23 protein-coding genes are annotated in these 25,357 nt (G+C 71.7%); 10 read left to right on the top strand and 13 right to left on the bottom strand.

What is annotated here, in order from left to right; genetic code table 11:
- The first annotated feature begins 148 nt into the window (after positions 1 to 148).
- Positions 149 to 781 carry a TetR/AcrR family transcriptional regulator gene (locus tag SGA01_RS12330; protein WP_141296527.1) on the top strand — a complete coding sequence of 211 codons (633 nt, stop codon included), beginning with the start codon at positions 149 to 151 and terminating at the stop codon, positions 779 to 781.
- 120 nt (positions 782 to 901) lie between these two features.
- Here SGA01_RS12330 and icmA read toward each other — a convergent pair whose 3' ends face one another.
- The 4 genes from icmA to SGA01_RS12310 all read right to left on the bottom strand — a co-directional run bounded on the left by icmA (position 902) and on the right by SGA01_RS12310 (position 4,999).
- Positions 902 to 2,602 carry a coenzyme B12-dependent isobutyryl-CoA mutase large subunit gene (gene icmA / locus SGA01_RS12325; RefSeq protein ID WP_055641275.1) on the bottom strand — a complete coding sequence of 567 codons (1,701 nt, stop codon included), beginning with the start codon at positions 2,600 to 2,602 and terminating at the stop codon, positions 902 to 904.
- A gap of 71 nt (positions 2,603 to 2,673) precedes the next feature.
- Positions 2,674 to 3,006: a DUF3817 domain-containing protein gene (locus tag SGA01_RS12320; protein ID WP_055641276.1), complete on the bottom strand. Its 333-nt coding sequence runs from the start codon at positions 3,004 to 3,006 to the stop codon at positions 2,674 to 2,676.
- 43 nt (positions 3,007 to 3,049) lie between these two features.
- On the bottom strand, positions 3,050 to 3,559 hold the full coding sequence (locus SGA01_RS12315) for a MarR family winged helix-turn-helix transcriptional regulator (protein WP_141296525.1): 510 nt from the start codon (positions 3,557 to 3,559) through the stop codon (positions 3,050 to 3,052).
- 42 nt (positions 3,560 to 3,601) lie between these two features.
- Positions 3,602 to 4,999, bottom strand: coding sequence for an MFS transporter (locus SGA01_RS12310; RefSeq protein WP_229917606.1), 1,398 nt, complete (start codon positions 4,997 to 4,999; stop codon positions 3,602 to 3,604).
- Between the two features lie 82 nt (positions 5,000 to 5,081).
- Here SGA01_RS12310 and SGA01_RS12305 point away from each other — a divergent pair, with 82 nt between their 5' ends.
- Positions 5,082 to 6,074 carry an ArsR/SmtB family transcription factor gene (locus tag SGA01_RS12305; RefSeq protein ID WP_141296523.1) on the top strand — a complete coding sequence of 331 codons (993 nt, stop codon included), beginning with the start codon at positions 5,082 to 5,084 and terminating at the stop codon, positions 6,072 to 6,074.
- Positions 6,075 to 6,158: 84 nt separating this feature from the next.
- The gene (locus tag SGA01_RS12300; RefSeq protein ID WP_141296521.1) at positions 6,159 to 7,175 is read left to right on the top strand and encodes a glycoside hydrolase family 6 protein; all 1,017 of its coding nucleotides are present in this window, start codon (positions 6,159 to 6,161) and stop codon (positions 7,173 to 7,175) included.
- A gap of 35 nt (positions 7,176 to 7,210) precedes the next feature.
- Here the strand turns inward: SGA01_RS12300 and glxA are convergent, their stop codons facing one another.
- The 7 genes from glxA to SGA01_RS12265 all read right to left on the bottom strand — a co-directional run bounded on the left by glxA (position 7,211) and on the right by SGA01_RS12265 (position 14,002).
- The gene (gene glxA, locus SGA01_RS12295; protein ID WP_141296519.1) at positions 7,211 to 9,172 is read right to left on the bottom strand and encodes a radical copper oxidase GlxA; all 1,962 of its coding nucleotides are present in this window, start codon (positions 9,170 to 9,172) and stop codon (positions 7,211 to 7,213) included.
- A gap of 3 nt (positions 9,173 to 9,175) precedes the next feature.
- Entirely contained in the window at positions 9,176 to 10,987 is a 1,812-nt protein-coding gene (locus SGA01_RS12290) for a glycosyltransferase family 2 protein (protein ID WP_141296517.1), read from the bottom strand.
- Positions 10,988 to 11,077: 90 nt separating this feature from the next.
- Positions 11,078 to 11,758 carry a TetR/AcrR family transcriptional regulator gene (locus tag SGA01_RS12285; protein WP_141296515.1) on the bottom strand — a complete coding sequence of 227 codons (681 nt, stop codon included), beginning with the start codon at positions 11,756 to 11,758 and terminating at the stop codon, positions 11,078 to 11,080.
- Complete coding sequence (locus SGA01_RS12280) at positions 11,755 to 12,414, bottom strand: DUF4166 domain-containing protein (protein WP_141296663.1); 660 nt, start codon at positions 12,412 to 12,414, stop codon at positions 11,755 to 11,757. The genes SGA01_RS12285 and SGA01_RS12280 overlap by 4 nt, the downstream gene beginning before the upstream one ends.
- Positions 12,415 to 12,458: 44 nt before the next feature.
- The gene (locus tag SGA01_RS12275) at positions 12,459 to 13,181 is read right to left on the bottom strand and encodes a hypothetical protein (protein WP_141296513.1); all 723 of its coding nucleotides are present in this window, start codon (positions 13,179 to 13,181) and stop codon (positions 12,459 to 12,461) included.
- A 177-nt stretch (positions 13,182 to 13,358) separates the two neighbouring features.
- Positions 13,359 to 13,652 carry an MTH1187 family thiamine-binding protein gene (locus SGA01_RS12270; protein WP_116158775.1) on the bottom strand — a complete coding sequence of 98 codons (294 nt, stop codon included), beginning with the start codon at positions 13,650 to 13,652 and terminating at the stop codon, positions 13,359 to 13,361.
- On the bottom strand, positions 13,649 to 14,002 hold the full coding sequence (locus tag SGA01_RS12265; protein ID WP_174867286.1) for a DUF3817 domain-containing protein: 354 nt from the start codon (positions 14,000 to 14,002) through the stop codon (positions 13,649 to 13,651). The genes SGA01_RS12270 and SGA01_RS12265 overlap by 4 nt, the downstream gene beginning before the upstream one ends.
- Before the next feature lie 107 nt (positions 14,003 to 14,109).
- On the opposite strand from SGA01_RS12265, the gene SGA01_RS12260 reads away from it, so the two are divergent.
- The 4 genes from SGA01_RS12260 (at position 14,110) to SGA01_RS12245 (ending at position 16,740) form a co-directional block, all read left to right on the top strand.
- Entirely contained in the window at positions 14,110 to 14,748 is a 639-nt protein-coding gene (locus tag SGA01_RS12260) for an AIM24 family protein (protein ID WP_141296509.1), read from the top strand.
- Positions 14,748 to 15,398 (top strand): AIM24 family protein, encoded by a 651-nt coding sequence (locus SGA01_RS12255; protein ID WP_055641288.1) that lies wholly within the window; start codon positions 14,748 to 14,750, stop codon positions 15,396 to 15,398. Before SGA01_RS12260 ends, SGA01_RS12255 begins: the two co-directional genes overlap by 1 nt.
- Complete coding sequence (locus SGA01_RS12250; protein ID WP_141296507.1) at positions 15,395 to 16,180, top strand: AIM24 family protein; 786 nt, start codon at positions 15,395 to 15,397, stop codon at positions 16,178 to 16,180. The genes SGA01_RS12255 and SGA01_RS12250 overlap by 4 nt, the downstream gene beginning before the upstream one ends.
- A gap of 83 nt (positions 16,181 to 16,263) precedes the next feature.
- A complete protein-coding gene (locus SGA01_RS12245; protein WP_055641290.1) occupies positions 16,264 to 16,740 on the top strand; it encodes a MarR family winged helix-turn-helix transcriptional regulator in 477 nt (158 codons plus the stop codon).
- 73 nt (positions 16,741 to 16,813) lie between these two features.
- On the opposite strand, the gene meaB is transcribed toward SGA01_RS12245, so the two are convergent.
- A complete protein-coding gene (meaB, locus tag SGA01_RS12240) occupies positions 16,814 to 17,770 on the bottom strand; it encodes a methylmalonyl Co-A mutase-associated GTPase MeaB (RefSeq protein WP_055641291.1) in 957 nt (318 codons plus the stop codon).
- Between the two features lie 24 nt (positions 17,771 to 17,794).
- On the bottom strand, positions 17,795 to 18,997 hold the full coding sequence (locus tag SGA01_RS12235; protein ID WP_141296505.1) for an acetyl-CoA C-acetyltransferase: 1,203 nt from the start codon (positions 18,995 to 18,997) through the stop codon (positions 17,795 to 17,797).
- Between the two features lie 138 nt (positions 18,998 to 19,135).
- On the opposite strand from SGA01_RS12235, the gene mce reads away from it, so the two are divergent.
- The 3 genes from mce (at position 19,136) to SGA01_RS12220 (ending at position 25,350) form a co-directional block, all read left to right on the top strand.
- Complete coding sequence (gene mce / locus SGA01_RS12230) at positions 19,136 to 19,588, top strand: methylmalonyl-CoA epimerase (RefSeq protein WP_055641293.1); 453 nt, start codon at positions 19,136 to 19,138, stop codon at positions 19,586 to 19,588.
- A gap of 212 nt (positions 19,589 to 19,800) precedes the next feature.
- Entirely contained in the window at positions 19,801 to 24,300 is a 4,500-nt protein-coding gene (gene scy / locus SGA01_RS12225) for a polarized growth protein Scy (RefSeq protein ID WP_141296662.1), read from the top strand.
- Between the two features lie 114 nt (positions 24,301 to 24,414).
- Positions 24,415 to 25,350 carry a coiled-coil domain-containing protein gene (locus tag SGA01_RS12220; RefSeq protein ID WP_024759232.1) on the top strand — a complete coding sequence of 312 codons (936 nt, stop codon included), beginning with the start codon at positions 24,415 to 24,417 and terminating at the stop codon, positions 25,348 to 25,350.
- The last annotated feature ends 7 nt before the right edge of the window (positions 25,351 to 25,357 follow it).

Below are 25,357 nucleotides of genomic sequence, written 5' to 3'. Positions count from 1 at the left end.
CTCGGGCCGCTCAAAGCCTTTCGCTACAGGTCGTAGCGTAACTCTCCGGGAGGATCGGCGGGGAGGGCGCGGGAGCGATCCGCTCGGTGAACTGCCTCACATCACGCGCCTCTGGCGCCGTACCTACCGGCGGGTATGGTCGTCGTCCATGTGCAGCAGTACCCCCCGCAACAGCCGTACCGGACGTCCCCGCTCCATCGAGGCCGACACGGCCATCCTGGAGGCGACCCGCGCCGCCCTGGTCGATCTCGGCTGGTCCAAGCTCACGATGGGGGACGTCGCCGGCCGCGCCGGGGTTGCGAAGACGACCCTCTACCGCCGCTGGGCCAACAAGAACGAGCTCGTGGTGGACGCCGTCGCCGTCCTCTTCGATGAACTCGAACTGCCCGACCTGGGTTCCCTCCAGGCCGACATCGAGCATGTCGTCCTCCAGTTCGCGGCGCTCCTCGAACGCCCGGAGACCAAGACGGCCCTGATGGCGGTGGTGGCCGAGTCGACCCGCGACGCACCGCTGCGCGAGCGCATCCGCGCCTCGATAGTCGACCGCCAGAAGCGACTCGTCCTGGACGGCCGCCGGCGGGCGCAGCTGCGCGGCGAACTCCCCTCGGACCGCGATCCGGTCGCCGTGGACGCCACGGACGACCTGATCTTCGACGTCATCGCGGGCGCGGTCGTCCACCGCGCCCTGGTGAGCGCCGAACCGGTCGACGGGGAGTGGGTGACCCGCCTCTCGGCCCTCCTGGTGGGCGGCCTCGGCGCGGTGGCGGCCCTCGGTCTGTGAACGCGGGCCGCGTCCCGAAGTACGTCAACTCGGCAGGACGCACTCGGTGGGACGCACTCGGCACGACGGCAGGGGCGGTACGGGAACTCCCGTACCGCCCCTGCCGTCTTCTCCCGCGGGCTAGAAGCCCGGCGGCTCCGTGTAGACGCCCCACTCGTCGCGCAGGGCGTTGCAGATCTCGCCGAGCGTGGCCTCGGCGCGGACGGCCTCCAGCATCGGGGCGATCATGTTCGAGCCGTCCCGGGCCGCCGCCAGCATCGCGTCGATCGAGGCGCGGACCTTGGCGTCGTCGCGGCGCTCCTTGCGCTCGCCGAGGACGCGGACCTGCTCCCACTCGACCTCGTGGCTGACCCGCAGGATCTCCAGGTCGCCGGTGACGGAGCCGTGGTGGCAGTTGACGCCGACGACCCGCTTGTCGCCCTTCTCCAGGGACTGCTGGTACTGGAAGGCGGACTCGGCGATCTCGCCGGTGAACCAGCCGTCCTCGATGCCGCGCAGGATGCCCGAGGTGATCGGCCCGATCGGGTGCTGACCGTCCGGGTGGGCGCGGCGGCCGCGCTCCTTGATCTGGTCGAAGATCTTCTCGGCGTCGGCCTCGATGCGGTCGGTGAGCTGCTCGACGTACCAGGAGCCGCCCAGCGGGTCGGCCACGTTGGCCACGCCCGTCTCCTCCATCAGCACCTGCTGCGTGCGCAGCGCGATCTCGGCGGCCTGCGCGCTGGGCAGCGCGAGGGTCTCGTCGAGGGCGTTGGTGTGGAGGGAGTTGGTGCCGCCGAGGACGGCGGAGAGGGCCTCGACCGCCGTACGGACGACGTTGTTGTACGGCTGCTGGGCGGTGAGGGAGACACCGGCGGTCTGGGTGTGGAAGCGGAGCCACTGCGCCTTGTCGGTCTTGGCGCCGTAGACCTCCTTCATCCAGCGCGCCCAGATCCGGCGGGCCGCGCGGAACTTGGCGATCTCCTCGAAGAAGTCGAGGTGCGCGTCGAAGAAGAAGGACAGGCCGGGGGCGAAGACGTCCACGTCGAGGCCGCGGCTGAGCCCCAGCTCCACGTAGCCGAAGCCGTCGGCGAGGGTGTACGCGAGCTCCTGCGCGGCCGTCGCCCCGGCCTCGCGGATGTGGTAGCCGGAGACGGAGAGCGGCTTGTACGCGGGGATGCCCTGCGCGCAGTGCTCCATCAGGTCGCCGATGAGACGCAGGTGGGGCTCGGGCTCGAAGAGCCACTCCTTCTGCGCGATGTACTCCTTGAAGATGTCGGTCTGGAGCGTGCCGTTCAGCACGGCCGGGTCGACACCCTGGCGCTCGGCGGCGACCAGGTACATGCAGAAGGCGGGCACGGCGGGCCCGGAGATCGTCATCGAGGTGGTGACGTCGCCGAGCGGGATGTCCTTGAAGAGGACCTCCATGTCGGCGGCGGAGTCGATGGCGACGCCGCAGTGGCCGACCTCGCCGAGCGCCTTCGGGTCGTCGGAGTCGCGGCCCATGAGGGTCGGCATGTCGAAGGCGACGGAGAGGCCGCCGCCGCCGGCCTCCAGGATCATCTTGTACCGCTCGTTGGTCTGCTCGGCGTTGCCGAAGCCGGCGAACTGGCGGATGGTCCAGGTCCGGCCCCGGTAGCCGGTGGCGTGGAGTCCCCGGGTGAAGGGGTACTCACCGGGCCAGCCGATGCGCTCGAACCCCTCGTAGGCGTCGCCGGGCCGGGGCCCGTAGACGGGCTCGACGGCGTCGCCGGAGAGCGTGGTGAAGTCGGCGTCCCGCTTGCGGGCCTTGTCGTAACGGGCCTGCCAGCGACGGCGGCCTTCCTCGATGGCGTCAGCGTCCATGACTCGAATTTACTAGGACGTCCTAGTAAATGTCGATGGCAAACCTCCGCACATACGTGCGGAGGTGGGGGTCAGGCCTTGACCGGCTCCGGCTGCACGCCGCTGACCAGCGGCAACGTCTCACGGACGACCTTGCGCTCGACGAAGAACGCGGCGAAGGGAATCGTCCCGGACAGCAGCACCCAGAGGAGCTTGCCGAACGGCCACTTCGCCTTGGAGCCCAGATCGAAGGCGAAGACCAGGTAGATGATGTAGAGGATGCCGTGGGCCTGGGAGACCATGAAGGTCACGTCCTCGCCCTTGTCGAACCCGTACTTGAAGATCATGCAGGTGCAGAGCACGAGCAGCATGACGGCGGTCACGTAGGACATGACGCGGTAGCGGGTCAGCACGCTGGATTTCATGCCGTCGAGCGTAACGGCACGTTCCGGGCGATCTTCGCGCGGGTCAGCTCTCGTCGAAATCGTGCGCGCCGACCCGCAGCGGACGCAGCATCGCGAAGATCTCGCCGCACTCCTCGGCGTCGTACGTGCTGAGACCGAACTCCATCTCCATCAGGTCGCGGGTCGCGGACTCGACCACCTCGCGCCCCTTCTCGGTGATGGTCGCGAGGGTGCCGCGGCCGTCGTTGGGGTTCGGGCGCTTGGCGACCAGGCCCGACTTCACGAGCCGGTCGACCGTGTTCGTCACCGAGGTGGGGTGCACCATCAGCCGCTCGCCGATCTTGGACATCGGCAGCTCGCCCGCCTTGGAGAAGGTGAGCAGGACCAGGGCCTCGTACCGCGCGAAGGTCAGCCCGTACGGCTTGACGACGGCGTCGACCTCCGCGAGGAGGATCTGGTGGGCGCGCATGATCGAGGTGATCGCGGCCATCGACGGGACCGGGCCCCAGCGCTTCTGCCACAGTTCGTCGGCGCGGGCGATGGGGTCGAAGGGGAGACTGAGCGGCTTCGGCACGCGTCGACCTTACCCATGGGGAACTTGGCGGTCAGCCCCGTCTCATTTCTCGGTCGCACCGGAGGCCCTCAGCTCCGCCGCGGCGGCGAGCAGACAGAGCGTGCCGACGACGCCCGTGCCCGCGACGACCGTGTGCACGGGGGCGAACTCGGCCGCGATCCCGGCGCCCGCCATGCCGACGCCCTGGACGGTCATCATCCCCGCCGTCATCAGGGTCATGGCCCTCCCCCGCTGCTCCTCCGGGACCGCGGCGACGAACCAGGCGTCGAGGCCGAGGGTGTACGCGCCGGTGGCGCCCGCCAGGAAGAGCGCGACGACCGCGAGCGCGACGCCGGGCTCGGGGGCGTAGAGGAGATACGGGAGGACGCCGGTCACCGCGAGCGGGAGCACGATCCGGGAGCGGGTCGCCGCACCGAGGAAGGACCCCGCGAAGAGCTCGCCCGCGATGGTCCCGACGGGCAGCGCGCACATCAGGAGGCCGAGGGAGGCGGTGGAGACGCCGATCTCGTCGGCGTAGGGGGCGGCGAGCGCCTCCGGTACGACGGCGAAGAGCGGCGGCACCCAGAACATCAGCATCAGCGCGCGCACCCGCCGGTTCCGCAGCACGGCCCACGTCCCGGCGAGCCCGCTCGCGGCGGCCTTCCCGGCGGCGCGGGCGGGCCGGCGGACGGTGCCGAGGCGCAGCAGCACCGCCGAGACGAGGAAGGTGACGGCGGTGACGGCGAGGGCGCCGCGCGGCGGTACGACGGTGAGGAGCACGCCGCCGACGGCGAAGCCGGTGAGGAGGGCGCTCTGCGAGACGATCCGCAGGAGGGAGCGGCCGAGGACGAAGAGGTCTCCCTCGCCGAGGATGTCGGCGAGGGTCGCCATGCGGGTGCCGTTGAAGACCGGCGAGACGACGGCGATGGCACAGCGCAGGGCGAGCAGGACGGCGACGGGGGTCGCGGGGACGGTCATCACGGCGACGCAGGCGGCGCAGACGAGGTCGCAGACGACGAGGATCCGGCGGGGCGGGAGGCGGTCGGTGAGACCGGCCAGGAGGGTGCCGCCGAGGAGGTAGGGGAGGAAGCCGAGGGCGAAGGTGAGGGAGGAGAGAAGCGGGGAGCGGGTGAGGTCGTAGACGAGCACGGTGAGCGCGAGCTCGCTGACGACGACCCCGAGCAGCGAGAACAGGTGCGCCACGAAGACGAACCGGAACTCCCGCACCCGGAACACGGCCCGATAGCCGGGGCCGGCGGCCCCGACGGGGGCCGCAGCGGGAGCGGGGGCGGAGGCGGGAGCGGGAGGCGCGGCGGTGGGCGAAGTCGGCGCGGTGGGCGGTGTCGGGGCGGTGGGCGGTGTCGCGGCAGTGGGCGATGTCGGCGCGTCGGGCGATGCCGGGACGGTGGGCGGTGCCGCGGCAGGGGGCAGGGGTGGGTGCGGGGAGTCGTGCTTCGGCATGGCGGCAGCGTGCCGCCGTACGGGCCTCCGCCCTAGACTTTCGGCTCCACACGAATGTTCCGCGCTCCAGGGGAGGGCCCCCGTGCCGTACCACCTGCGCTTCGGCGAGGCCGACCCGCTGCGGATCCGCTTCGCGATCTCGCCGCTCTGGGAGACCCACTCCGCCGTCCGGGTCCTCGCCCGGCCCCGGCAGCAGAGCTACCACCTGCCGTGGATGCGGCGGATCGCGGGCGCCGCGCGGGGGCTCGACCTCGGGCCGCTCCAGCTCCTCATGCCGCTCCGCGGGCACAGCCCGGACTTCCTCTACCCGCCGCCGCTCGGGCCCGCCGCCACCTTCGACGAGGAGATCACGGCCGTACGGGAGACCGACCCGGCCCTCGCGCTCGTCGACTTCGAGCGGGCGCTCGCCGAGACGCCGGGAGCGGCCGCCACCGAGGAGGGGCGGCGACTCCTTGCCGATCCGGCCGACGGCGTACGGCGGCTGTCCGCACTCCTCCAGGCCGCCTGGGAGGCGCTGATCGCGCCCGAGTGGCCCCGGCTGCGGGCGCTCCTGGAGGCGGATGTGGCGTACCACTCGCGCCGGCTCGCCGAGGGCGGGCTCGAACGGCTCCTGAGCGAGCTGCACCCGGCCTTCGCCTGGGCCGCCGAGACGGCCACCCTCCAGGTCGCCTACGCCGGGGAGCACGACCGTCCGCTGGACGGGCAGGGGCTCGTCCTCATGCCCTCGGTCTTCACCTGGCCCGATGTGGTGAGCGGTTTCGATCCGCCGTGGCAGCCGACCGTGGCCTACCCGGCGCGCGGGATCGGCGGGCTGTGGGCCGAGCCCCGGGACCGCACGCCGGAGGCCCTCGGGCGCCTCCTCGGACCGGTGCGGGCGGACGTGCTGTGCGCGCTGACGGAGCCGATGGGGACGACGGCGCTGGCCCATCTCCTCGGCCGGGCGCCCTCCTCCGTCTCCGCGCATCTGTCGGTGCTGCGGGACGCGGGGCTGCTGGCGTCCCGGCGGTACGGCCACCAGGTGCTGTACGAGCGGACACCGCTGGGCATCGCGGTGTCGCAGCCCGGAACCGACTGACCGATATGTCACGATGGCGCCGATTGTCCTGAACCCCGTACCCGTACGCCCCGCCGTACCGGCGTACCCGACCCTGGGGGCCGGATGTCCCGCCGCACCGTCACCGCCGCCGCCCTGACCCTCGTCTCCGCGCTGCTCCTGACCGGGTGCGGCGAGGACGAGCCCCCGAAGGGTCCTGTCGGCCCGCCGTCCACGCGCAGCGAGGCGCCGGCCCCCTCCGCCGGTTCGCCCTTCTGGGTCGACCCGGAGAGCGACGCGGCGAAGCAGGTCAGGACGTACGAGGCGCAGGGCAGGACCGAGGACGCCGAGATCCTGAAGCGGATCGCGGAGCGGCCGGTCGCGGACTGGCCGGCCGGGGACGACCCCGTCCCCGAGGTGACGCGCGCGGTCCGGGGCGCGACGGCCGAGGGCCGGACCCCGGTCTTCGTCGCGTACAACATCCCGCACCGCGACTGCGGGATGTACTCGGCGGGCGGCTCGCACGACGCCCAGGCCTACCGGAACTGGGTCGACTCCTTCGCCTCCGCGATCGGGGACTCCCCCGCGATCGTCGTCCTGGAGCCGGACGCGGTGCCGCACATCGTGGACGGCTGCACCCCGTCGCAGTACCACGACGAGCGTTACGGGCTGCTCGCCGAGGCGATCGTGCGGCTCAAGCGGCAGCCGCACACCCGGGTCTATCTGGACGCGGGCAATCCTGCGTGGATCGACGACCCGGGCAAGCTGGCGGAGCCACTGCGCCGGGCGGGCGTCGCCCGCGCGGACGGCTTCTCGCTGAACGTCTCCAACTTCCAGACGAACGACACGGTGAAGGGCTTCGGCGCGACGCTGTCGGGGCTGCTCGGCGGCGCCCACTTCACGGTGGACACCAGCCGCAACGGCGCCGGCCCCCTCCCGGGCAACCGGGCGGAGGCCTGGTGCAATCCGCCGGGCCGGTCCCTCGGTGTACCGCCGACGGACCGGACCGGGGACGAGCTGGTCGACGCGTATCTGTGGATCAAGCGCCCCGGCGACTCGGACGGTCAGTGCCGGGGCGGCCCGGCCGCCGGGACGTGGTGGCCGGAGTACGCCCTGGGCCTCGCCCGCCGCGCCAAGGCGTAGTCACCCCGTGGACGCGCTCACCCCACGGGCCGCGCTCACCCCACCTGGATCCACTTCGCCTCGCTCGGAATGCCGTTCGCGTCCGTCACGAAGAGCATGTACCAGCCGGGCGGCACGAGCGTGCGGTCCTGCGGTACGTCGACGGTGACCGTCTTCCCGTCCTGCCCCTTCGTCAGGCCGAGCTCCACCGAGCGCTGCTCGACGTCCGTTGTGTGGGTGACGGCGCTGGGCCGCATCAGCCGGGCTTTGACGATCCGTCCGGCGTCGGCGGTCCTGAAGGTGGCGCGGCCGTTCTGGTCGAGCTCCCGCGGGCCCTCCCCCAGGGCGGGCCGGTCGGTGCCCGCCTGGTGGAGGTAGGGCGGGGTGAAGACCTCGATGCGCTGTTCGAACGTACCGAGCTTGGTGTTGTCCTTGTCGTCGAAGAGCGGGTCGGAGCCGAAGGTGGCGACCCGGCCGTCGGGGAGCAGCAGCGCCTCGGAGTGGTAGTTGCGGCCGACGGTGGGTTCCGCGGCCTCGGCGAAGGCGTTGGTCCTCGGGTCGTAGAACTGGGCCTTGAGGATGTCGCTGCCGCTGCGGCCCCGGTACTCCTCGGAGCCGCCGCTGGTGAAGACGGTGTCGTCGGGCAGCAGGACGCTGCTGAGGTAGCGGGTGCCCTGCGGGAGCGCGGGTCCGTCGGTGAAGACGGGGCTGTCCTTGGAGAGGTCGACGATCGAGGTGCGGGCGGTGGACTTCGCGGACTCGCCGACCCCGCCGCCGCCGAGGACCATGACCTTCTGGTTCTGGACGGGCGGCAGCATCAGGGAGGCGGAGGTCTCCAGCTGGTCGGGGTCGGTGAGCCCGCCGAGCTTGGTGAAGGAGTTCTTCTTCAGGTCCCACAGGCCGGGTTCGCGGCCCTTCTCGGCGGGGCCGTAGCCGGCGTTGGAGCCGGTGTAGAGGAGCTTGCCGCCCTTGGTGAGGAAGAGGGAGGGGTAGGTGGGGAAGTAGCGGAAGGGGCCTTTGGTCCACTTCTTGGTCGCGGGGTCGTAGATCTCGTTGTCGCCGGGGACGACGTCGCCGACGTCGTTGAGCCCGGAGACGGCGAGGACCTTGCCGTCCTGGAGGGTGACGAGGGTGGGGTACCAGCGGGCGTCCTTCATGGGGGCCACGGGGATGTACTTCTCGGCCCGGGGGTCGAACTCGTAGGCGCCCTTGATGCCCTGGAAGTCCTGCTTCTCGGTGGTGAGCTTCTGCGCGAGTCCGTAGACGTTGTCGGCCTCCTCGCCCTTGAGGCCGACGACCTCGTACTGCGCGGCCTCGGTGGTGAGGGCCTGCGGGCCCGCCTTCGTGGCCTCGACGAAGACCCGCGTCTCGGCGGCGGTGACCTTGGTCTTCCACGGCTTCATCTGGCCGCTCTTGAAGTACGAGATCTCGAACTCGCGCTTGGCCTTGGGGACGGTGACGTCGAACTTGGAGACGTACTCGACCCCGGACGGGGAGCGGAAGACGGTGCCCTTCTTGAGGGTGACCGCCTTGTCGGGGCTCTCGTTCTTGACCCGCATGCCGCCGCCGGCCTTCTCGACCCCGTCCTCGAGGACCTCGTACCGGGCGGTGCCGCCGGCGACGAGCAGTCGCCCGTCGGGGAGCTGGGTGTGGCCGGAGCAGAAGAAGTCCACGGGGGTGGGGATCTTCTTGAAGGTGTTCTTCGCGGGGTCCCAGAGGATCGTCTCGAAGGTCCCCGCGTCGAAGTTCTTCTGGTCGTTGCCCGAACCGGCGATCAGCAGCACCTTCCCCGTGTGGAGGAGGGCGGCGTGGATGGCGTTGATGCGGTACTCGGCGGGGACGTTCACCTCCGCCCAGGAGCCGAACTGCTTCTTGTAGCCGGGCTGGGCGATCTTGTACGCGTGGTACTTCTCCTCGGCGAAGGAGACGGCGGCGGGGGCGTTGAGCGCCGCGAGGACCACGACGGCCCCGCTGCCGAGCAGGGTCTTCTTGAACTTCTTCGACGGCCGGTGGGCCATGGCTCAGTTCCCTCCGGTCGTCGTCGGAGCGGGGGCGGCGGGGGCGGTCGGGTGCGGCGCGATGACCTCGACCCCCTCGCGGGCGTCGGCGAGACCGCGGGCGCGGGCCCGGGCACGGGCGCGCTCCCTGACGCTCCGGGCGCGCCGGTCCCGCACGGCCGTGAACGCCCAGAGGGTGACCGGGGCCAGGGCGATGACGAGGGCGAGGGACGCCCAGGTGCGCATGGCCGCGTGGGTGTGGTCGAAGCGGACGGAGGCCACGAGCGAGGCGATGAGGACCGCCGCCCAGTAGAGGTGGACGCGGAAGGTGAGGACGCGGTCGGGGCTGGCCTCGCCGCCCTTGGGGGTGACGACGAAGCGGCCGCGGGTGCGGAGCACCGCGGAGCCGAGGGACTTGAGGTAGATGGGCGCGGAGAGCGCGGACATCGCCATGCCGGCGAGGCCGCCGGAGCCCTCGGGTTCGTGGGGCGAGACGTTGTGCCGCCGGTTCCAGAGGTAGAGCCCGATCTGGAGGGCGACGGCGTCGCTGTAGATCATCAGCCACACCGAGGTGGAGACCTGCGTGCCGGAGGCGCCGAGCCAGAGGTAGAGGACGCAGCTGAGGATGCCGACGAACCAGTTGACGGCCGTCATCGGGTAGTAGACGAGCATCAGGGTGTAGTTGAGGAAGCGGCCCGGCGGGGTGCGGAAAGGTGCCTTCCAGAACTGCTTGATGATCGTCTCGTACGTGCCCCGGGACCAGCGCAGCTGCTGGGTGAAGAAGTCGCTCCAGGAGGCCGGGCCCTCGCCGACCGCGAGCACGTCGGGGGTGTAGACGGAGCGCCAGAAGCGGCCGGTGCGCGGGTTCTTCCTGCGGTGCAGTTCGAAGCCGGTGGCCATGTCCTCGGTGATGGAGTCGCACAGGCCGCCGATCTGCTGGAGGGCGGCGATCCGGACGACGTTGTTCGTGCCGACGAACATGGGCGCGCGGTAGCGGTTCCCGGCCCGCTGGATGAGGGCGTGGAAGAGGAACTGCTGCGACTCGGCGGCCTTGGTGACGATGTTGGTGTAGTTGCCGTACACCTGAGGTCCGACGACGAAGGCGATGTCGGGGTCGCGGAGGTAGCCGAGCATCCGCTCCAGGAAGTTGGGGAGCGGGACGTGGTCGGTGTCGACGGCGGCGAAGAAGTCGTAGTCGTCGCCGTGCATGGCGAGCCAGGCGTTGTAGTTGCCGTGCTTGGTCCTCGCCTTGTGTACGCCCTTCCTGCGGTTCCACTCGGGGACGCCGGCGCGCGTGAAGTGGCGCACTCCGAGCTCGGCGCAGAGCGCCTTGGCCTCATCGGAGTCGCCCTCGTCGAGGAGCCAGACGTCCAGCGGTCCGTCGTGCCGCAGCAGGACGGCGCCTTCGAGGGTGCGGCGGACCATGGAGAGCGGTTCCTTGCCCGGGACGTACGTGGTGAGGAAGGCGACGCGGGTGCCGGGCTCGGCGTGGACGGGTATCGGGTCGCGGGCGACCATCGTGGCGTGGGCGATCGACGTGACGTTCACCAGCATGAAGAAGCAGATGAGGCCGATCGACACGAGCATCACGGTGTCGAGGTGGACGAGCCAGCGGTCGCCGCCCTCGCGGACGGTCCAGTGGCTCGGCCAGACGAGATAGGCGAGGAGCAGCGCCGACAGGAGCGGCGCGAGGCACATGAGCAGGACGGCTCGTATTCGGTGCGGCTCCTGGGAGAGCAGACTTCGGTACTGCACCGTGTAGGCCGCCGGGTCCGGCTCCGTGAGGGGACCGGCGAGTCGGCTGTAGGTGTCGTAGTCGTAGGCTCCCGGCCGCACGGTGCCTCCAGCTGTCGTCGAACAGGTCGATACCCCATCAAAAGGGGATATCGCTCGGCGTGTCGACTGGAGTCGTCCGAGTGAGGGTTTTTACCGGCCGCGACCACCCTGTCGACGGAGCGTGTACGTGACGGCCCTCCGGGCGACCGGATTCAGCTCCTCGACGGCCGCCATCAGGGCGCCGAGCTGCTCCAGCGCGGCGAAGGCCGACTCCGCGCCGGCGGGGTCGACGCCCTCGTAGAGCCCGAGGCCGACGAAGGACGCGGCGACCGCGCGGGCGAGCCCGGCGGGGTCGGTGAACTCGGCGAGCGGCGTCTCCGCGAGGACGCGGACGAGCACCTCCTCGATCTCGGTGATCCACAGGTCGAGCCCGGCGGCGGTGGCCGGGGCGAGCAGGGGATGCGCCTGCGCGCCGGCCAGCAGCTGCCCCAGGAGGGCGACGTGCCCGGCCTCCCGCTCCTCCTCGTGCATCTCGCGCCCGAAGGCGAGCAGTTCGGTGAGGCTGCCGACGGAGCGGAGCCGCTCGCGGTGGCGGGCGACCCGCCGCTCGGCGCCGTGCCGGCAGGCGGCGGCGAGCAGCTCGTCGACGGAGCCGAAGTGGTAGAAGACCAGGGCCTGGTTGACCCCGGCGGTGGTCGCGATGGCACGCGCGGACGCCTTGGTGATGCCCTGCTCGACGAGCGTGCGCAGGGCGCCTTCCAGCAGCTTCTCGCGGGTCTCCTGACTCCGGACGTCCTGCGCCTTCACACTCCCGGCGGTCTTCCCGCTCATGCCCGTACCTCCTCGCGCACCGGGCGCAGCCCCGCGCGCACCCCCCGGGAGCGTACGTCGGCGTACTCGGCGGTGAAGGAGCCCTCGTAGCCGAAGAGCGGTCCGAAGTGGCGGTTCACCACCCGGACGTTGATACGGAAGCGGCCGGTGCGCTCGTCGAAGGACTCGCGGACCTCGGCCCGGCCGCCGATCAGCTCGGGGACGCGCACGTCCAACGGGCCTTCGCGGAAGCGGTGTTCCCCGGAGGTGATGAGGAGCGAGCCGTCCGGTTCGGCGGAGAGGTGGAGGTCGCTGGCGAGGTGCTGATGGGTGCCGAGGTAGTCGAGGACGCAGTCGCGCTCGGGGCTGTGGACCATGGTGGCGTCGAAGCGCCGGGGGCCGCCGGGCAGGTCGAAGGTCCGGACGAAGGTGACGGTCTCCCGGCCGTACGAGTCGGCGTACGGCACGTTCTCGATGACGAAGGGGACGTCCCGGCCGGTGCGGGGCAGCAGGATGTTCCGCAGCCCGCCGACCGCGAGGAACGGCTTCACGAAGGCCCGGCCGTGCCATACGCGGTCCATGACGCCCCGTCCGACGCACAGCTCCCCGCTCGCGAGCCCGACCGAGAAGCGGCGCCGGAGCTCCGGGTGCAGCCGCTCGAAGTCGGCGTCCCCCATGGCGGTGCGGAAGATCGAGGGCGCGGTGGCGGTCAGGGTCGTGGTCACGGCCGTTCCAGGGTGGCGAGGAGCCGGGGGTCCCGGCTGCGGGCGGGCGCGGTGCGCAGACAGCGGCGGGCCGCGGGGGTGCGGGACGAGGGCGGCGCGAGGACGGCGACGGCGAGCCCGAGGACGGTGAGCGGGACGGAGTAGGACGACACAAGGTCGAGCGGCAGCCGGGTCAGGGTGATCGGCACGGCCACGAGCAGCACCCGGACGAGGAGTTCGAGGAGCCAGCGGTTCCGCGAGCGCTCCGGGGTGATGCCCTCTTCGCACCAGAGCCGCAGCCGGTCGAACGACCAGGCCGTGGCCCAGCCCATCAGGGGCCGGAAGGCGAGCCGGTCGGCGGCGCGGCCGAGGAGGCCCCAGCGCGGCCGGTAGTCGTACCCCGTGAGGAAACGGACGCCGTCGCCGGTGGGCACGTACCTCCAGTAGCCGCTGCCCTCGGCGAGGAGCGACAGCGGGTGGGGCGAGGCGAAGCGGAGGGCGGAGACCCGGTCGCCGCCGGCCCGGTGGCGCTCCCCCGCGGAGACACCGGTGCCGGCGACGACCAGGAAGGGCAGGACGCGCGTCGCGTACCGGAAGTGCTGGGGTTCGCCCTCGGCGCGCGGAAGGTAGTCGATCTCCGTGAACCGCAGGTCCCACCGCTGGTGCCGGTCGGGTTCCTGCGTGCGTTCCCAGAGCGTCTCCAGGTCCGCGCGCACTCGTGTCTCGATGTAGAGACCCATTGCCGTTCTCCCAGCTCATCCGGCATTTTGAGCGACCGCTCAAAACTGCCTGCAGCTGAAGGTAGCCGATTTTGAGCAGTCGCTCAACCCACCGGCACGAAGAAGCCCCCGGTCCTGGATCAGGACCGGGGGCCTCCCGGGTTCACGCGTCGGCGTCAGGTGCCGCGCGGACCGGCGTCAGGCGCCGAGGTGACGCTCCACCGTCTCGACCTTGGCGGTCAGACCGTCCGTCACGCCGGGCCGGATGTCGGCCTTCATGACGACCGAGACGCGCGGCGCGCGGGCCTCGACGGCGGCGACGGCACGCTTCACGACGTCCATGACCTCGTCCCACTCGCCCTCGATGGACGTGAACATGGCGTCGGTGCGGTTCGGCAGACCGGACTCGCGGACGACCCGGACGGCGTCGGCGACGTACTCGCCGACCTCCTCCCCCACGCCCAGCGGCGTGACCGAGAACGCGACGATCACGCCTTCACCGCACCCTCGGACGCCTCCGCGCGAGCGCGGGAGGCGATGACCGCGTCGGCGGCCTCGCCCTTCAGCTTCCGCTCGGCGTAGAACCCGCCGAACGGCAGCACCGAGAGGACGAAGTAGAGCGCGGCGGTCCCGAAGCTCCACTTGGTGCGGTTCCAGGCGTCCAGCCAGAAGAGGACGTACAGGATGAAGAGCACGCCGTGGACCGCGCCCATGACCGGCACCGCGTTGAAGTCCGTCGTCCGCTTGAGCACCGAGCAGACGAGCAGAAGCAGGAACGAGACGGCCTCCGGCGCGGAGACGAGCCGGAGCCGGTGGAGGGAGGAAGCGGTCTTGATGTCCACGGAGGGGGTCACCTTCGTTCGATCTTGTGAACGGATGCACAAGGGCCCGTCCATTGTGCACGCCGACTTTGCTGTCTCTTTATCCGGGTCCCCAGTACCTTCTCCGGGTGGCAACGTTCCGACTCCAAGGCAGCAAGGTGCTCGCGGTCTCCATGACCGGCGACGCCGTCAAGGCGAAGAACGGCTCGATGGTCGCCTACGACGGCCAGGTGGCGTTCAAGAAGATGAGCGGTGGGGGTGAGGGTCTGCGCGGCATGGTGACCCGCCGGCTCACCGGTGAGCAGATGGAGGTGATGGAGGCGCGCGGCCAGGGGACCTGCTGGTTCGCGGACCGGGCCTCCGAGATCAACCTCGTGTCCCTGCACGGCGACAAGCTCTGGGTCGAGGCGAGCAATCTGCTCTGCACCGACGCGGGGCTGCGCACCGGCACCACCTTCACGGGTCTGCGCGGCGGCGCGACGGGCAACGGCCTCTTCACGACGACCGTCGAGGGCACCGGGCAGGCGGCGATCACGTCCGACGGCCCGGCGGTCGTGCTGCGGGTGACCCCGCAGTACCCGCTCCAGGTCGACCCCGGCGCGTACATCGCCCACCAGGGCAACCTCCAGCAGCACTTCCAGTCGGGTGTGACCTTCCGCACCCTGCTGGGCGAGGGCGGCGGCGAGGCCTTCCAGATCCGCTTCGAGGGGGACGGCCTCGTGTACGTCCAGCCGAGCGAGCGGAACACGATCGGGGGCGACGTCTGATGCCGTTCCGCGAGATCAACTCGAAGATGGTCGAGGCGACCGTCGTCCCCGGGCAGCGGATGTTCAGCCAGCGCGGGGCGATGCTCGCCTACCGCGGCGACGTCACTTTCACGCCGAACATGGCAGGCGGCCAGGGCGGCGTGATGTCGATGATCGGCCGCCGCGTGGCCGGCGAGGCGACGCCGCTGATGACGGTCGAGGGCAACGGCACGGTGATGTTCGGGCACGGCGGCCACCACATCCAGGTGATCGGCCTGACCGGCGACACCCTGTACGTGGAGGCCGACCGGCTCCTCGCCTTCGACGGCACCCTGGAGCAGGGCACGATGTTCATGGGCTCGCAGGGCGGGGTCATGGGCATGGTCCGCGGCCAGGTGACCGGCCAGGGCCTCTTCACCACCACCCTCAAGGGGCACGGCGCCGTGGCCGTCATGGCGCACGGCGGGGTCATCGAGCTGCCCATCACCCCGGGCCGCCCGGTCCACGTCGACCCGCAGGCGTACGTGGCCCACCACGGCGACGTACGGAACAAGCTCTCCACGGCGCTGGGCTGGCGCGACATGGTGGGGCGCGGCTCGGGCGAGGCGTTCCAGCTGGAGCTGAGCGGCAGCGGCGCGGTGTACGTCCAGGCCTCGGAGGAGAAGCTGTGAGCACCCCGGTGATCCACGACCCGACGACGCTTCCGTCGGACGACAACGTCAACCCGTACACCTTCTGCGTGGAGCTCAAGGGCTCCCAGTGGTTCCTGCAGAAGGGCAAGATGATCGCCTACTACGGGCGGATCGAGTTCAACGGCATCGGGCACGGGCGGCTCGACCGGCTGGTCCGTACGTCGTTCCACTCGCCGCTGCACGCGAGCGACTGGGTGGTCGCGGAGGGCAGCGGCAAGATGCTGCTCGCGGACCGGGCCTTCGACGTGAACTCGTTCGACCTGGACAAGGGCAACCTGACGATCCGCTCGGGCAATCTCCTCGCGTACCAGCCCACGCTCGCGCTGAAGCAGTCGATCGTGCCGGGTTTCGTGACGCTGATCGGCACGGGCACGTTCGTGGCCGCGTCGAACGGCCCGGTGGTCTTCATGGAGCCGCCGATGCGGGTGGACCCGCAGGCGCTGGTCGGCTGGGCCGACTGCCCCTCCCCCTGTCATCATTACGACCACGGCTACATGACCGGCGTGATGGGCGGCGTACGGGCCCTGACGGGGATCGGCGGCACCTCGGGCGAGGAGCACCAGTTCGAGTTCGTGGGCGCGGGCACGGTGCTGCTCCAGTCGACGGAGCTGCTCATGCCGGACCGGGCGATCGGCGGGCCTTCCGCGCAGGCGGGAGTGCCCGGCGGACACGGTGCGCACGGTTCCGGCCAGAGCGTGCCGGGCTCGGTACCACGCCTTCCCGGCCAGCTCGGTGACCTCCAGCGGCGCTTCGGTCTGTGAGCGGTAGTCTGCGGAGTGTGACGTCTTCGAACGCACGCTCCCAGACTTCGTCAAGTATTCAACTTCTTAGGTAGAATCCATACATGGAGACCGAGACCGCCACCCCGTGGCTCAGCGACGGCGAGCAGTGCGCCTGGCGCACGTTCCTGGACGTCCAGAGGATGCTGACCCACCAGCTGGAGAAGGACCTCCAGCCCTTCGGCCTGACGATGAACGACTACGAGATCCTGGTGAACCTCTCGGAGTCGGCGGAGCGGCGGCTGCGCATGAGCGACCTCGCCACGGCCACCCTCCAGTCGAAGAGCCGGCTCTCCCACCAGATCACCCGGATGGAGAACGCCGGACTCGTCCGGCGCGAGAACTGCGAGTCCGACCGGCGCGGGCTGTACGCCGTCCTCACGGACGACGGCATGGAGACCATGCGCAAGGTCGCCCCGCACCACGTCGAGTCGGTGCGCAGGCACTTCATCGACCAGATCGGCTCCGACGCCCTCGGAGACCTCCACGAGTCGCTGAAGCCGATCGCGGAGCAGCTCCGCGGGCGGCGCGGCAAGCCGTGACCTGACAGAGAACGGGAAGGGCCTCTCCGGACGACCGGAGAGGCCCTTCTCGTACGTACCGAGGCGTACGGGGTCAGTTGCCCGTCAGGCTCGCGACCAGCTCGTCGGAGGCCGCGTACGGGTCGAGCTCGCCCGCGACGATCCGCTCGGCCAGCGCGTCCAGGCGCCGGTCGCCGTGCAGGTCGCCGATGCGCTCGCGCAGGGCCGTGACCGCGATGGTCTCCACCTCGCGCGCGGCACGGGACCTGCGTCGGTCCGCGAGCACCCCGTGCTCCTCCATCCACGCGCGGTGCTTCTCCAGGGCCTCCACGACCTCGTCGATGCCCTCGCCGCGCGCCGCGACCGTCTTGACGATCGGCGGCCGCCAGTCACCGGCACCCCGCGCCTCGCCCAGGCCCAGCATGTGGTTGAGCTCCCGGGCGGTGGCGTCCGCGCCGTCCCGGTCGGCCTTGTTCACCACGTACAGGTCGCCGATCTCCAGGATGCCCGCCTTCGCGGCCTGGATCCCGTCGCCCATGCCCGGCGCGAGGAGGACGACCGAGGTGTCGGCCTGCGAGGCGATCTCGACCTCGGACTGCCCGACACCGACCGTCTCCACGAGGATCACCTCGCAGCCGGCCGCGTCCAGGACGCGGATGGCCTGCGGGGCGGACCAGGCGAGGCCGCCCAGGTGACCGCGGGTGGCCATGGAGCGGATGTAGACGCCCGGGTCGGAGGCGTGCTCCGACATCCGGACCCGGTCGCCGAGCAGCGCTCCCCCGCTGAACGGGGAGGACGGGTCGACGGCCAGGACGCCGACCCGCTTGCCCGCCCGCCGGTAGGCGGAGACCAGCGCGGAGGTCGACGTCGACTTGCCGACGCCGGGCGAGCCCGTCAGGCCCACCACGTAGGCGCCGCCCGTCAGCGGAGCGAGCGCCGCCATCACCTCGCGCAGCTGCGGGGACGCCCCCTCCACGAGCGAGATCAGCCGGGCCACGGCCCGCGGCCTGCCCTCACGTGCCTGGGCGACGAGTTCGGGGACGTCCACCATGAGCGCTGCTCCTCGGTTAGGTGCTTACTTGCCGGACACGCGCACGATCAGCGCGTCGCCCTGGCCGCCGCCGCCGCACAGGGCCGCCGCGCCGATGCCGCCGCCGCGCCGCTTGAGCTCCAGGGCGAGGTGCAGCACCACGCGGGCGCCGGACATGCCGATCGGGTGACCCAGGGCGATCGCGCCGCCGTTGACGTTCACCTTCTCGGGGGTAACGCCGAGGTCCTTCATTGACTGGTGCGCGACGGCGGCGAAGGCCTCGTTGATCTCGATCAGGTCGAGGTCGTCGACGGTCAGGCCGTCCTTCTTGAGGGCGTGCAGGATGGCGTTGGACGGCTGCGACTGGAGCGAGTTGTCCGGGCCCGCGACGTTGCCGTGGGCGCCGATCTCGGCGATCCACTCCAGGCCCAGCTCCTCGGCCTTGGCCTTGCTCATCACGACGACGGCGGCGGCGCCGTCGGAGATCTGCGAGGAGGTGCCGGCCGTGATGGTGCCGTCCTTGGCGAAGGCCGGACGGAGCTTGCCGAGGGACTCGGCGGTGGTCTCGGCGCGGATGCCCTCGTCCTTGGAGAAGACGACCGGCTCGCCCTTGCGCTGCGGGATCTCGACCGGGGTGATCTCGGCCTCGAAGATGCCGTTCTTCTGCGCGGCGGCGGCGCGCTGGTGCGAGAGGGCGGCGATCTCGTCCTGCACGTCGCGCGGGATGCCCAGGCGCGTGTTGTGCTTCTCGGTGGACTCGCCCATGGCGATGTTCTCGAAGGCGTCGGTGAGGCCGTCGTACGCCATGGCGTCGAGCATCTCGATCGCGCCGTACTTGTAGCCCTCACGGGACTTCGGCAGCAGGTGCGGGGCGTTGGTCATCGACTCCTGGCCGCCGGCGACGACCACGTCGAACTCGCCCGCGCGGATCAGCTGGTCGGCGAGCGCGATGGCGTCGAGACCCGACAGACACACCTTGTTGATGGTGAGGGCCGGGACGTTCATCGGGATGCCGGCCTTGACGGCGGCCTGGCGTGCGGGGATCTGCCCGGCGCCCGCCTGGAGCACCTGGCCCATGATCACGTACTGCACCTGGTCGCCGCCGATGCCCGCACGGTCGAGGGCGGCCTTGATCGCGAAACCGCCGAGATCCGCGCCCGAGAAGGACTTGAGCGAGCCGAGCAGGCGACCCATGGGCGTACGGGCGCCCGCGACGATCACTGAGGTGGTACCGGTCGTTCCAGACATGAGGCACGGCCCCTAGGGATGAGGAGTGAACGAGGGTTTACCGCCAATGTACTGAGGCGCGCGGCGCCCGGTCACCGGGCAGCCGGTGTGATCGCGCGCACGTTGCGTAACCGCCCTTCTGGCGGTGGACTAGGGGGCATGCTGACGCGTATCGACCACATCGGGATCGCCTGTTTCGACCTCGACAAGACTGTCGAGTTCTACCGTGCGACGTACGGATTCGAGGTGTTCCACACCGAGGTCAACGAAGAGCAGGGTGTCCGCGAGGCCATGCTCAAGATCAACGAGACCTCCGACGGCGGGGCGTCCTACCTCCAGCTCCTGGAGCCGACCCGCGAGGACTCTGCGGTGGGCAAGTGGCTCGCCAAGAACGGCGAGGGCGTGCACCACATCGCCTTCGGCACCGAGGACGTCGACGGCGATGCCGCGGCCATCCGCGAGAAGGGCGTCCGCGTCCTGTACGACGAGCCGCGCATCGGCTCGATGGGCTCCCGCATCACCTTCCTCCACCCCAAGGACTGCCACGGCGTCCTCACGGAACTGGTCACCTCGGCGAAGCCGTCCGCTGACCACTCCTCAGCGGAGCACTGACCTCCGGATTCCTGGCCCGGTAGAGTGGGCGACTCCGGGCCGGGGCCGGTCGGGGCTGCTTCACGTGGCACCGAAGTCGGGATGTCGGGGTCGTCCGATCTGCCACGATTCCCCGGGGGTCCGTCCTCGTCGATGAGGACGGTGCCGTTGGAGTTGCGGACAGGGTTGGGGTCTCCCCTGCTCGGAGAGCTCGGGGAAGGATGGACCGCGCAGTGCGGGGCTACGAACGCCAGGAGAGCCACCGAGCTGAAGACGACCATCTCGCCAGGTTCGAAGCCGAGATGGACCGGCTGAAGACCGAGCGCGAGAAGGCCGTCCAGCACGCCGAGGATCTCGGCTACCAGGTCGAGGTCTTGCGCGCCAAGCTCCATGAGGCGCGCCGCACGATCGCGTCCAGGCCCGCGTACGACAGCGCGGACATCGGCTACCAGGCCGAGCAGCTGCTGCGCAACGCGCAGGTGCAGGCCGAGCAGCTCCGCCAGGACGCCGAGCGCGAGCTGCGCGAGGCCCGCGCCCAGACGCAGCGCATCCTCCAGGAGCACGCCGAGCACCAGTCCCGGCTCCAGGCCGAGCTGCACAACGAGGCGGTCCAGCGCCGCCAGCAGCTGGACCAGGAGCTCAACGAGCGCCGGCAGACCGTCGAGGCGCACGTCAACGAGAACGTCGCCTGGGCCGAGCAACTGCGCGCCCGTACGGAGTCCCAGGCCCGCCGCCTGATGGAGGAGTCCCGCGCGGAGGCCGAGCAGTCGCTCGCCACCGCCCGCGCCGAGGCCACCCGCCTCGCCGAGGAGACCAGCCGCCGCGTCGGCGCCGAGGCCGAGGCCGCCCGCGCCGAGGCCGAGGCGATCCTGCTGCGCGCCCGCAAGGACGCCGAACGGCTCCTGGGCACCGCCTCCAGCCAGGCCCAGGAGGCCGCGAGCCACGCCGAGCAGCTCCGCTCGACGACCACCGCCGAGACGGACCAGGCCCGCCGCCAGGCCACCGAGCTCTCCCGCGCCGCCGAGCAGCGCCTGCAGGAGGCCGACGAGAAGCTCCGGCTGGCCGGCGCCGAGGCCGAGAAGGCCCTCACGGAGGCCAAGGAGGCCGCCGCCAAGCAGCTCGCCTCCGCGGAGTCCGTCAACGAACAACGCACCCGCACCGCCAAGACGGAGATCGCCCGGCTCGTCGGCGAGGCCACCAAGGACGCCGAGGCCCTCAAGTCCGAGGCCGAGGAGAAGCTCCGCGAGGCGACCGCCGAAGCCGAGAAGCTGCTCTCGGAGGCCTCGGAGAAGGCCCGTACGGCCGTGGCCGAGGACTCCGCCGCCGCGCTCGCCAAGGCCGCCCGCAGCGCCGAGGAGATCCTCACCAAGGCGTCCGAGGACGCCCGCGAGACCACCCGCAAGGCCTCCGAGGAGGCCGAGCGGATCCGCCGCGAGGCCGAGACCGAGATGGACCGGCTGCGGACCCGGGCCGAGGAGCAGGCCGACGAACTGCTCGGCTCGGCGAAGGACGACACCAAGGAGTACCGCGCCAAGACGGTCGAGCTCCAGGAGGAGGCCCGCCGGCTGCGCGGCGAGGCCGAGCAGCTGCGCGCCGAGGCCATCGCGGAGGGCGAGCGGATCCGCGGCGAGGCCCGCCGCGAGGCCCTCCAGCAGATCGAGGAGGCGGCCGGCACCGCCGAGGAGCTGCTGACCAAGGCCCGTACCGACGCAGAGGAGCTCCGCACCAAGGCCGGCACCGAGAGCGAGCGGGTCAAGTCGGAGGCCGTCGAGCGCGCCCAGACGCTCCGCGCGCAGGCCGAGGAGACCCTGGAGCGCACCCGCGCCGAGGCCGAGCGGCTGCGCGCCGAGGCCGAGGAGCAGGCCGAGTCGGTCAAGGACGCGGCCGAGGAGGCCGCCGCCGGACTGCGCGCGGACGCCGAGCGGGCCGCCGAGGCCCGCCGCGCCGAGGCCGCCGACGAGCTGACCCGGCTGCACACCGACGCCGAGACGAAGGTGGCGGCGGCCGGCCAGGAGCTGACCGACGCCCGCGCCGAGAGCGAGCGCATCCGGCGCGAGACCGCCGAGGAGACGGAGCGGCTCCGCACGGAGGCCGCCGAGCGTGTCCGTACGCTCCAGGAGCAGGCCGAGCAGGAGGCCGAGCGGCTGCGCGCCGAGGCCGCCTCGGACGCCTCCTCCGCCCGGAGCGAGGCCGAGACCGCGTCCGTACGGCTCCGCACGGAGGCCTCGGCCGAGGCCGAGCGACTGAAGTCCGAGGCGCAGGAGACCGCCGACCGGGTGCGGGCGGAGGCCGCGGCCGCCGCCGAGCGGGTGGCCGCCGAAGCCGCCGAGACCTTGGCCGCCGCGCAGGAGGAGGCCAACCGCCGCCGCCGGGAGGCCGAGGAGACGCTGGCCTCGGCCCGCTCCGAGGCCGGCCGCGAGCGCGAGCTCGCCCGTGAGCAGTCCGAGGAGCTCCTCGCCGCCGCCCGCAAGCGCGTCGAGGACGCCCAGACCGAGGCGCAGCGCCTGGTCGAGGAGGCGGACGCGCGGGCGACCGAGATGGTCACCGCCGCCGAGCACACCGCCCAGGAGGTGCGGGACTCGGTGTCCGGGCTGCGCGAGCAGGCCGAGGAGGAGATCGCCGGGCTGCGCAGCGCCGCCGAGCACGCGGCCGAGCGGACGCGCACCGAGGCGCAGGAGGAGGCGGACCGGGTCCGGTCCGACGCGTACGAGGAGCGGGAGCGGGCGTCCGAGGACGCCTCCCGCACCCGGGCGCGCGCCCAGGAGGAGTCGGAGGCCGCGAAGGCGCTGGCCGAGCGGACCGTCGGCGACGCGATCGCCGAGTCGGAGAAGCTGCGGGCGGACACCGCGGAGTACGCGCAGCGGGTACGGACCGAGGTGACGGACTCGCTCGCCTCGGCGGAGCAGGACGCGGCCCGTACGCGGGCGGACTCCCGGGAGGACGCGAACCGGATCCGTTCGGAGGCCGCCGAGCGCGCCGAGACGGTGGTCGGCGAGGCGCGTGCGGAGGCGGAGCGGATCGGCGCCGAGGCCGAGCAGGTCCTCGACGAGGCCCGCAAGGCCGCCGACAAGCGCCGCAGCGACGCCGCCGAGCAGGCCGACACCCTCGTGGGCGAGGCGACGAGCGAGGCCGAGCGGATCGGTGCCGAGGCGGTCGCCGAGGCCGAGCGGCTCACGACCGAGGCCGCCGAGCTCCTGGAGAGCACCGAGCAGGACGCGCTGCGTCTCCGTACCGAGGCCGAGCAGGTCAAGGCCGACGGGGAGGCGCACGCGGAGGCGCTGCGGACCGCGGCGATCGCGGACGGCGAGCAGGTCCTCGACGAGGCCCGCAAGGCCGCCGACAAGCGCCGCTCCGACGCCGCCGAGCAGGCCGACGCGCTCATGGCCGAGGCGACGAGCGAGGCCGAGCGGCTCACCGCCGAGGCGGTCGAGCTGATGGAGACGACCGAGCAGGACGCGCTGCGGCTCCGTACCGAGGCCGAGCAGGTCAAGATCGACGGGGAGGCGCACGCCCAGGCCCTGCGGGCGGCCGCCCTCGCGGACGGCGAGCAGGTCCTCGACGAGGCCCGCAAGGCCGCCGACAAGCGCCGCTCCGACGCCGCCGAGCAGGCCGACGCACTCATGGCCGAGGCGGTCGCCGAGGCCGACCGGCTCACCCGTGAGGCGGGCGAGCTGTCGGACGCGGTCACGGCGGACGCACGCGCCGAGGCCGAGCGGATCGCGGCGGAGGCCGCCGAGCAGGCGGGCCGGACCGTCGCGGAGGCCGAGCGTCACAAGGCCGAGGCGGAGGCGGAGGCGGCCGCGACGGTGGACGCCGCGCAGCAGGACGCCGAGCGGATCCGCGCAGAGTCGGAGAAGGTGAAGGCGGACGCCGCGGCGGCGGCCGAGCAGATGCGGTCCGAGGCCCGCGAGGAGGCGGACCGGACGCTCGACGAGGCCCGGGAAGCCGGAGCGCGTAAGCGTTCGGACGCGGCCGAGCAGGCGGACCAGCTCATCGCCAAGGCCCAGGAGGAGGCGCTGCGCGCCACCACCGAGGCCGAGACGCAGGCGGACACCATGGTCGGCGCGGCCCGCAAGGAGGCCGAGCGGATCGTCGCCGAGGCGACCGTCGAGGGCAACTCGCTGGTGGAGAAGGCCCGTACGGACGCCGACGAGCTGCTCGTCGGGGCGCGGAGCGACGCGACGGCCATAAGGGACCGGTCCGAGGAGCTGCGGGGCCGTGTCGAGGCCGAGATCGAGGAACTGCACGACCGGGCGCGGCGCGAGAACGCCGAGCAGATGAAGACGGCCGGCGAGCGCGTCGACAAGCTGGTCAAGGCCGCGACGGAGCAGCGCGCCGAGGCGGAGGAGAAGGCGAAGGAGCTGGTCTCCGAGGCGAGTTCCGAGGCGAGCAAGGTCCGCATCGCGGCCGTCCGGAAGGCGGAGGCGCTCCTCAAGGAGGCCGAGCAGAAGAAGGCGTCGCTCGTCGCGGAGGCCGAGGGCATCAAGGCGGAGGCCGAGCAGATCCGCGCCGAGGCGCAGGCCGAGGCCGACAAGACGGTCGAGGACGGGAAGCGGGAGCTGGGCGTGCTCGTGCGCAGGCGCGAGGACATCAATGCCGAGATCTCCCGTGTCCAGGACGTACTGGAGGCGTTGGAGTCTTTCGAGACACCGTCGGCGGGCTCAAAGGACGGGGTGAAGGCCGGTGCGTCGTCAGGGATCACTCGTTCGGGTGGCAAGTCCCAGGACGGCTAGCCACTCGAAAGGCTGGACATTCTCCAGATCAAACGGGCATACGCTCGATGACACGCCGCTTCGGCCCCTAGGATTCCCTCTAACACCTCACCGGTCTCATTCGACAGGAACCCCATGAGCGACACTTCCTCCCCCTTCGGCTTCGAGCTCGTGCGGCGTGGTTACGACCGCGGTCAGGTGGACGACCGCATTACCAAGCTCGTCGCCGACCGTGACAGTGCTCTCTCCCGGATCACTTCCCTGGAGAAGCGCATCGAGGAACTCCACCTCGAAACGCAGAACGCACAGGCGCAGGTCACCGACGCCGAGCCGTCGTACGCCGGCCTCGGCGCCCGTGTCGAGAAGATCCTCCGGCTCGCCGAGGAGGAGGCGAAGGACCTGCGCGAGGAGGCCCGTCGCGCCGCCGAGCAGCACCGCGAGCTGGCCGAGTCGGCCGCCCAGCAGGTGCGCAACGACGCGGAGTCCTTCGCGGCCGAGCGGAAGTCGAAGGCCGAGGACGAGGGCGTCCGGATCGTCGAGAAGGCGCAGGGCGAGGCCAACTCGCTGCGTGGCGAGGCGCAGAAGGACGCGCAGTCGAAGCGCGAGGAGGCGGACGCCCTCTTCGAGGAGACCCGCGCCAAGGCCGCCCAGGCCGCCGCGGACTTCGAGACCAACCTGGCGAAGCGCCGCGAGCAGTCGGAGCGGGACCTGGCCTCGCGTCAGGCGAAGGCCGAGAAGCGCCTCGCGGAGATCGAGCACCGCGCCGAGCAGCTCCGTCTGGAGGCCGAGAAGCTGCGTACGGACGCGGAGCGCCGGGCCCGTCAGACGGTGGAGACCGCTCAGCGCCAGGCCGAGGACATCGTCGCCGACGCGAACGCGAAGGCCGACCGGATCCGCAGCGAGTCGGAGCGCGAGCTCGCGGCGCTGACGAACCGTCGCGACTCGATCAACGCCCAGCTGACCAACGTCCGCGAGATGCTGGCGACCCTGACGGGTGCCGCGGTCGCCGCGGCCGGCTCCCCGATCGACGACGAGCGCGCCGCCGGCGTCCCGGCCCAGCAGTCCCGCTGACGCCCCG

The organism is Streptomyces gardneri (assembly GCF_006539185.1).
In the GTDB taxonomy this organism is placed as follows: domain Bacteria; phylum Actinomycetota; class Actinomycetes; order Streptomycetales; family Streptomycetaceae; genus Streptomyces; species Streptomyces gardneri.
Note: the sequence above shows the minus strand (reverse complement) of the source record. Positions and strands in the feature narration are given on the sequence as shown.

Bases quoted from the DNA above. Each gene is read 5' to 3' on its own strand.
- SGA01_RS12330 (WP_141296527.1), top strand. From the start codon at position 149: ATGTGCAGCAGTACCCCCCGCAACAGCCGTACCGGACGTCCCCGCTCC.
- icmA (WP_055641275.1), bottom strand. From the start codon at position 2,602: ATGGACGCTGACGCCATCGAGGAAGGCCGCCGTCGCTGGCAGGCCCGT.
- SGA01_RS12320 (WP_055641276.1), bottom strand. From the start codon at position 3,006: ATGAAATCCAGCGTGCTGACCCGCTACCGCGTCATGTCCTACGTGACC.
- SGA01_RS12310 (WP_229917606.1), bottom strand. From the start codon at position 4,999: ATGCCGAAGCACGACTCCCCGCACCCACCCCTGCCCCCTGCCGCGGCA.
- SGA01_RS12300 (WP_141296521.1), top strand. From the start codon at position 6,159: ATGTCCCGCCGCACCGTCACCGCCGCCGCCCTGACCCTCGTCTCCGCG.
- glxA (WP_141296519.1), bottom strand. From the start codon at position 9,172: ATGGCCCACCGGCCGTCGAAGAAGTTCAAGAAGACCCTGCTCGGCAGC.
- SGA01_RS12285 (WP_141296515.1), bottom strand. From the start codon at position 11,758: ATGAGCGGGAAGACCGCCGGGAGTGTGAAGGCGCAGGACGTCCGGAGT.
- SGA01_RS12280 (WP_141296663.1), bottom strand. From the start codon at position 12,414: ATGGGGGACGCCGACTTCGAGCGGCTGCACCCGGAGCTCCGGCGCCGC.
- SGA01_RS12275 (WP_141296513.1), bottom strand. From the start codon at position 13,181: ATGGGTCTCTACATCGAGACACGAGTGCGCGCGGACCTGGAGACGCTC.
- SGA01_RS12255 (WP_055641288.1), top strand. From the start codon at position 14,748: ATGCCGTTCCGCGAGATCAACTCGAAGATGGTCGAGGCGACCGTCGTC.
- SGA01_RS12245 (WP_055641290.1), top strand. From the start codon at position 16,264: ATGGAGACCGAGACCGCCACCCCGTGGCTCAGCGACGGCGAGCAGTGC.
- meaB (WP_055641291.1), bottom strand. From the start codon at position 17,770: ATGGTGGACGTCCCCGAACTCGTCGCCCAGGCACGTGAGGGCAGGCCG.
- SGA01_RS12235 (WP_141296505.1), bottom strand. From the start codon at position 18,997: ATGTCTGGAACGACCGGTACCACCTCAGTGATCGTCGCGGGCGCCCGT.
- mce (WP_055641293.1), top strand. From the start codon at position 19,136: ATGCTGACGCGTATCGACCACATCGGGATCGCCTGTTTCGACCTCGAC.
- SGA01_RS12220 (WP_024759232.1), top strand. From the start codon at position 24,415: ATGAGCGACACTTCCTCCCCCTTCGGCTTCGAGCTCGTGCGGCGTGGT.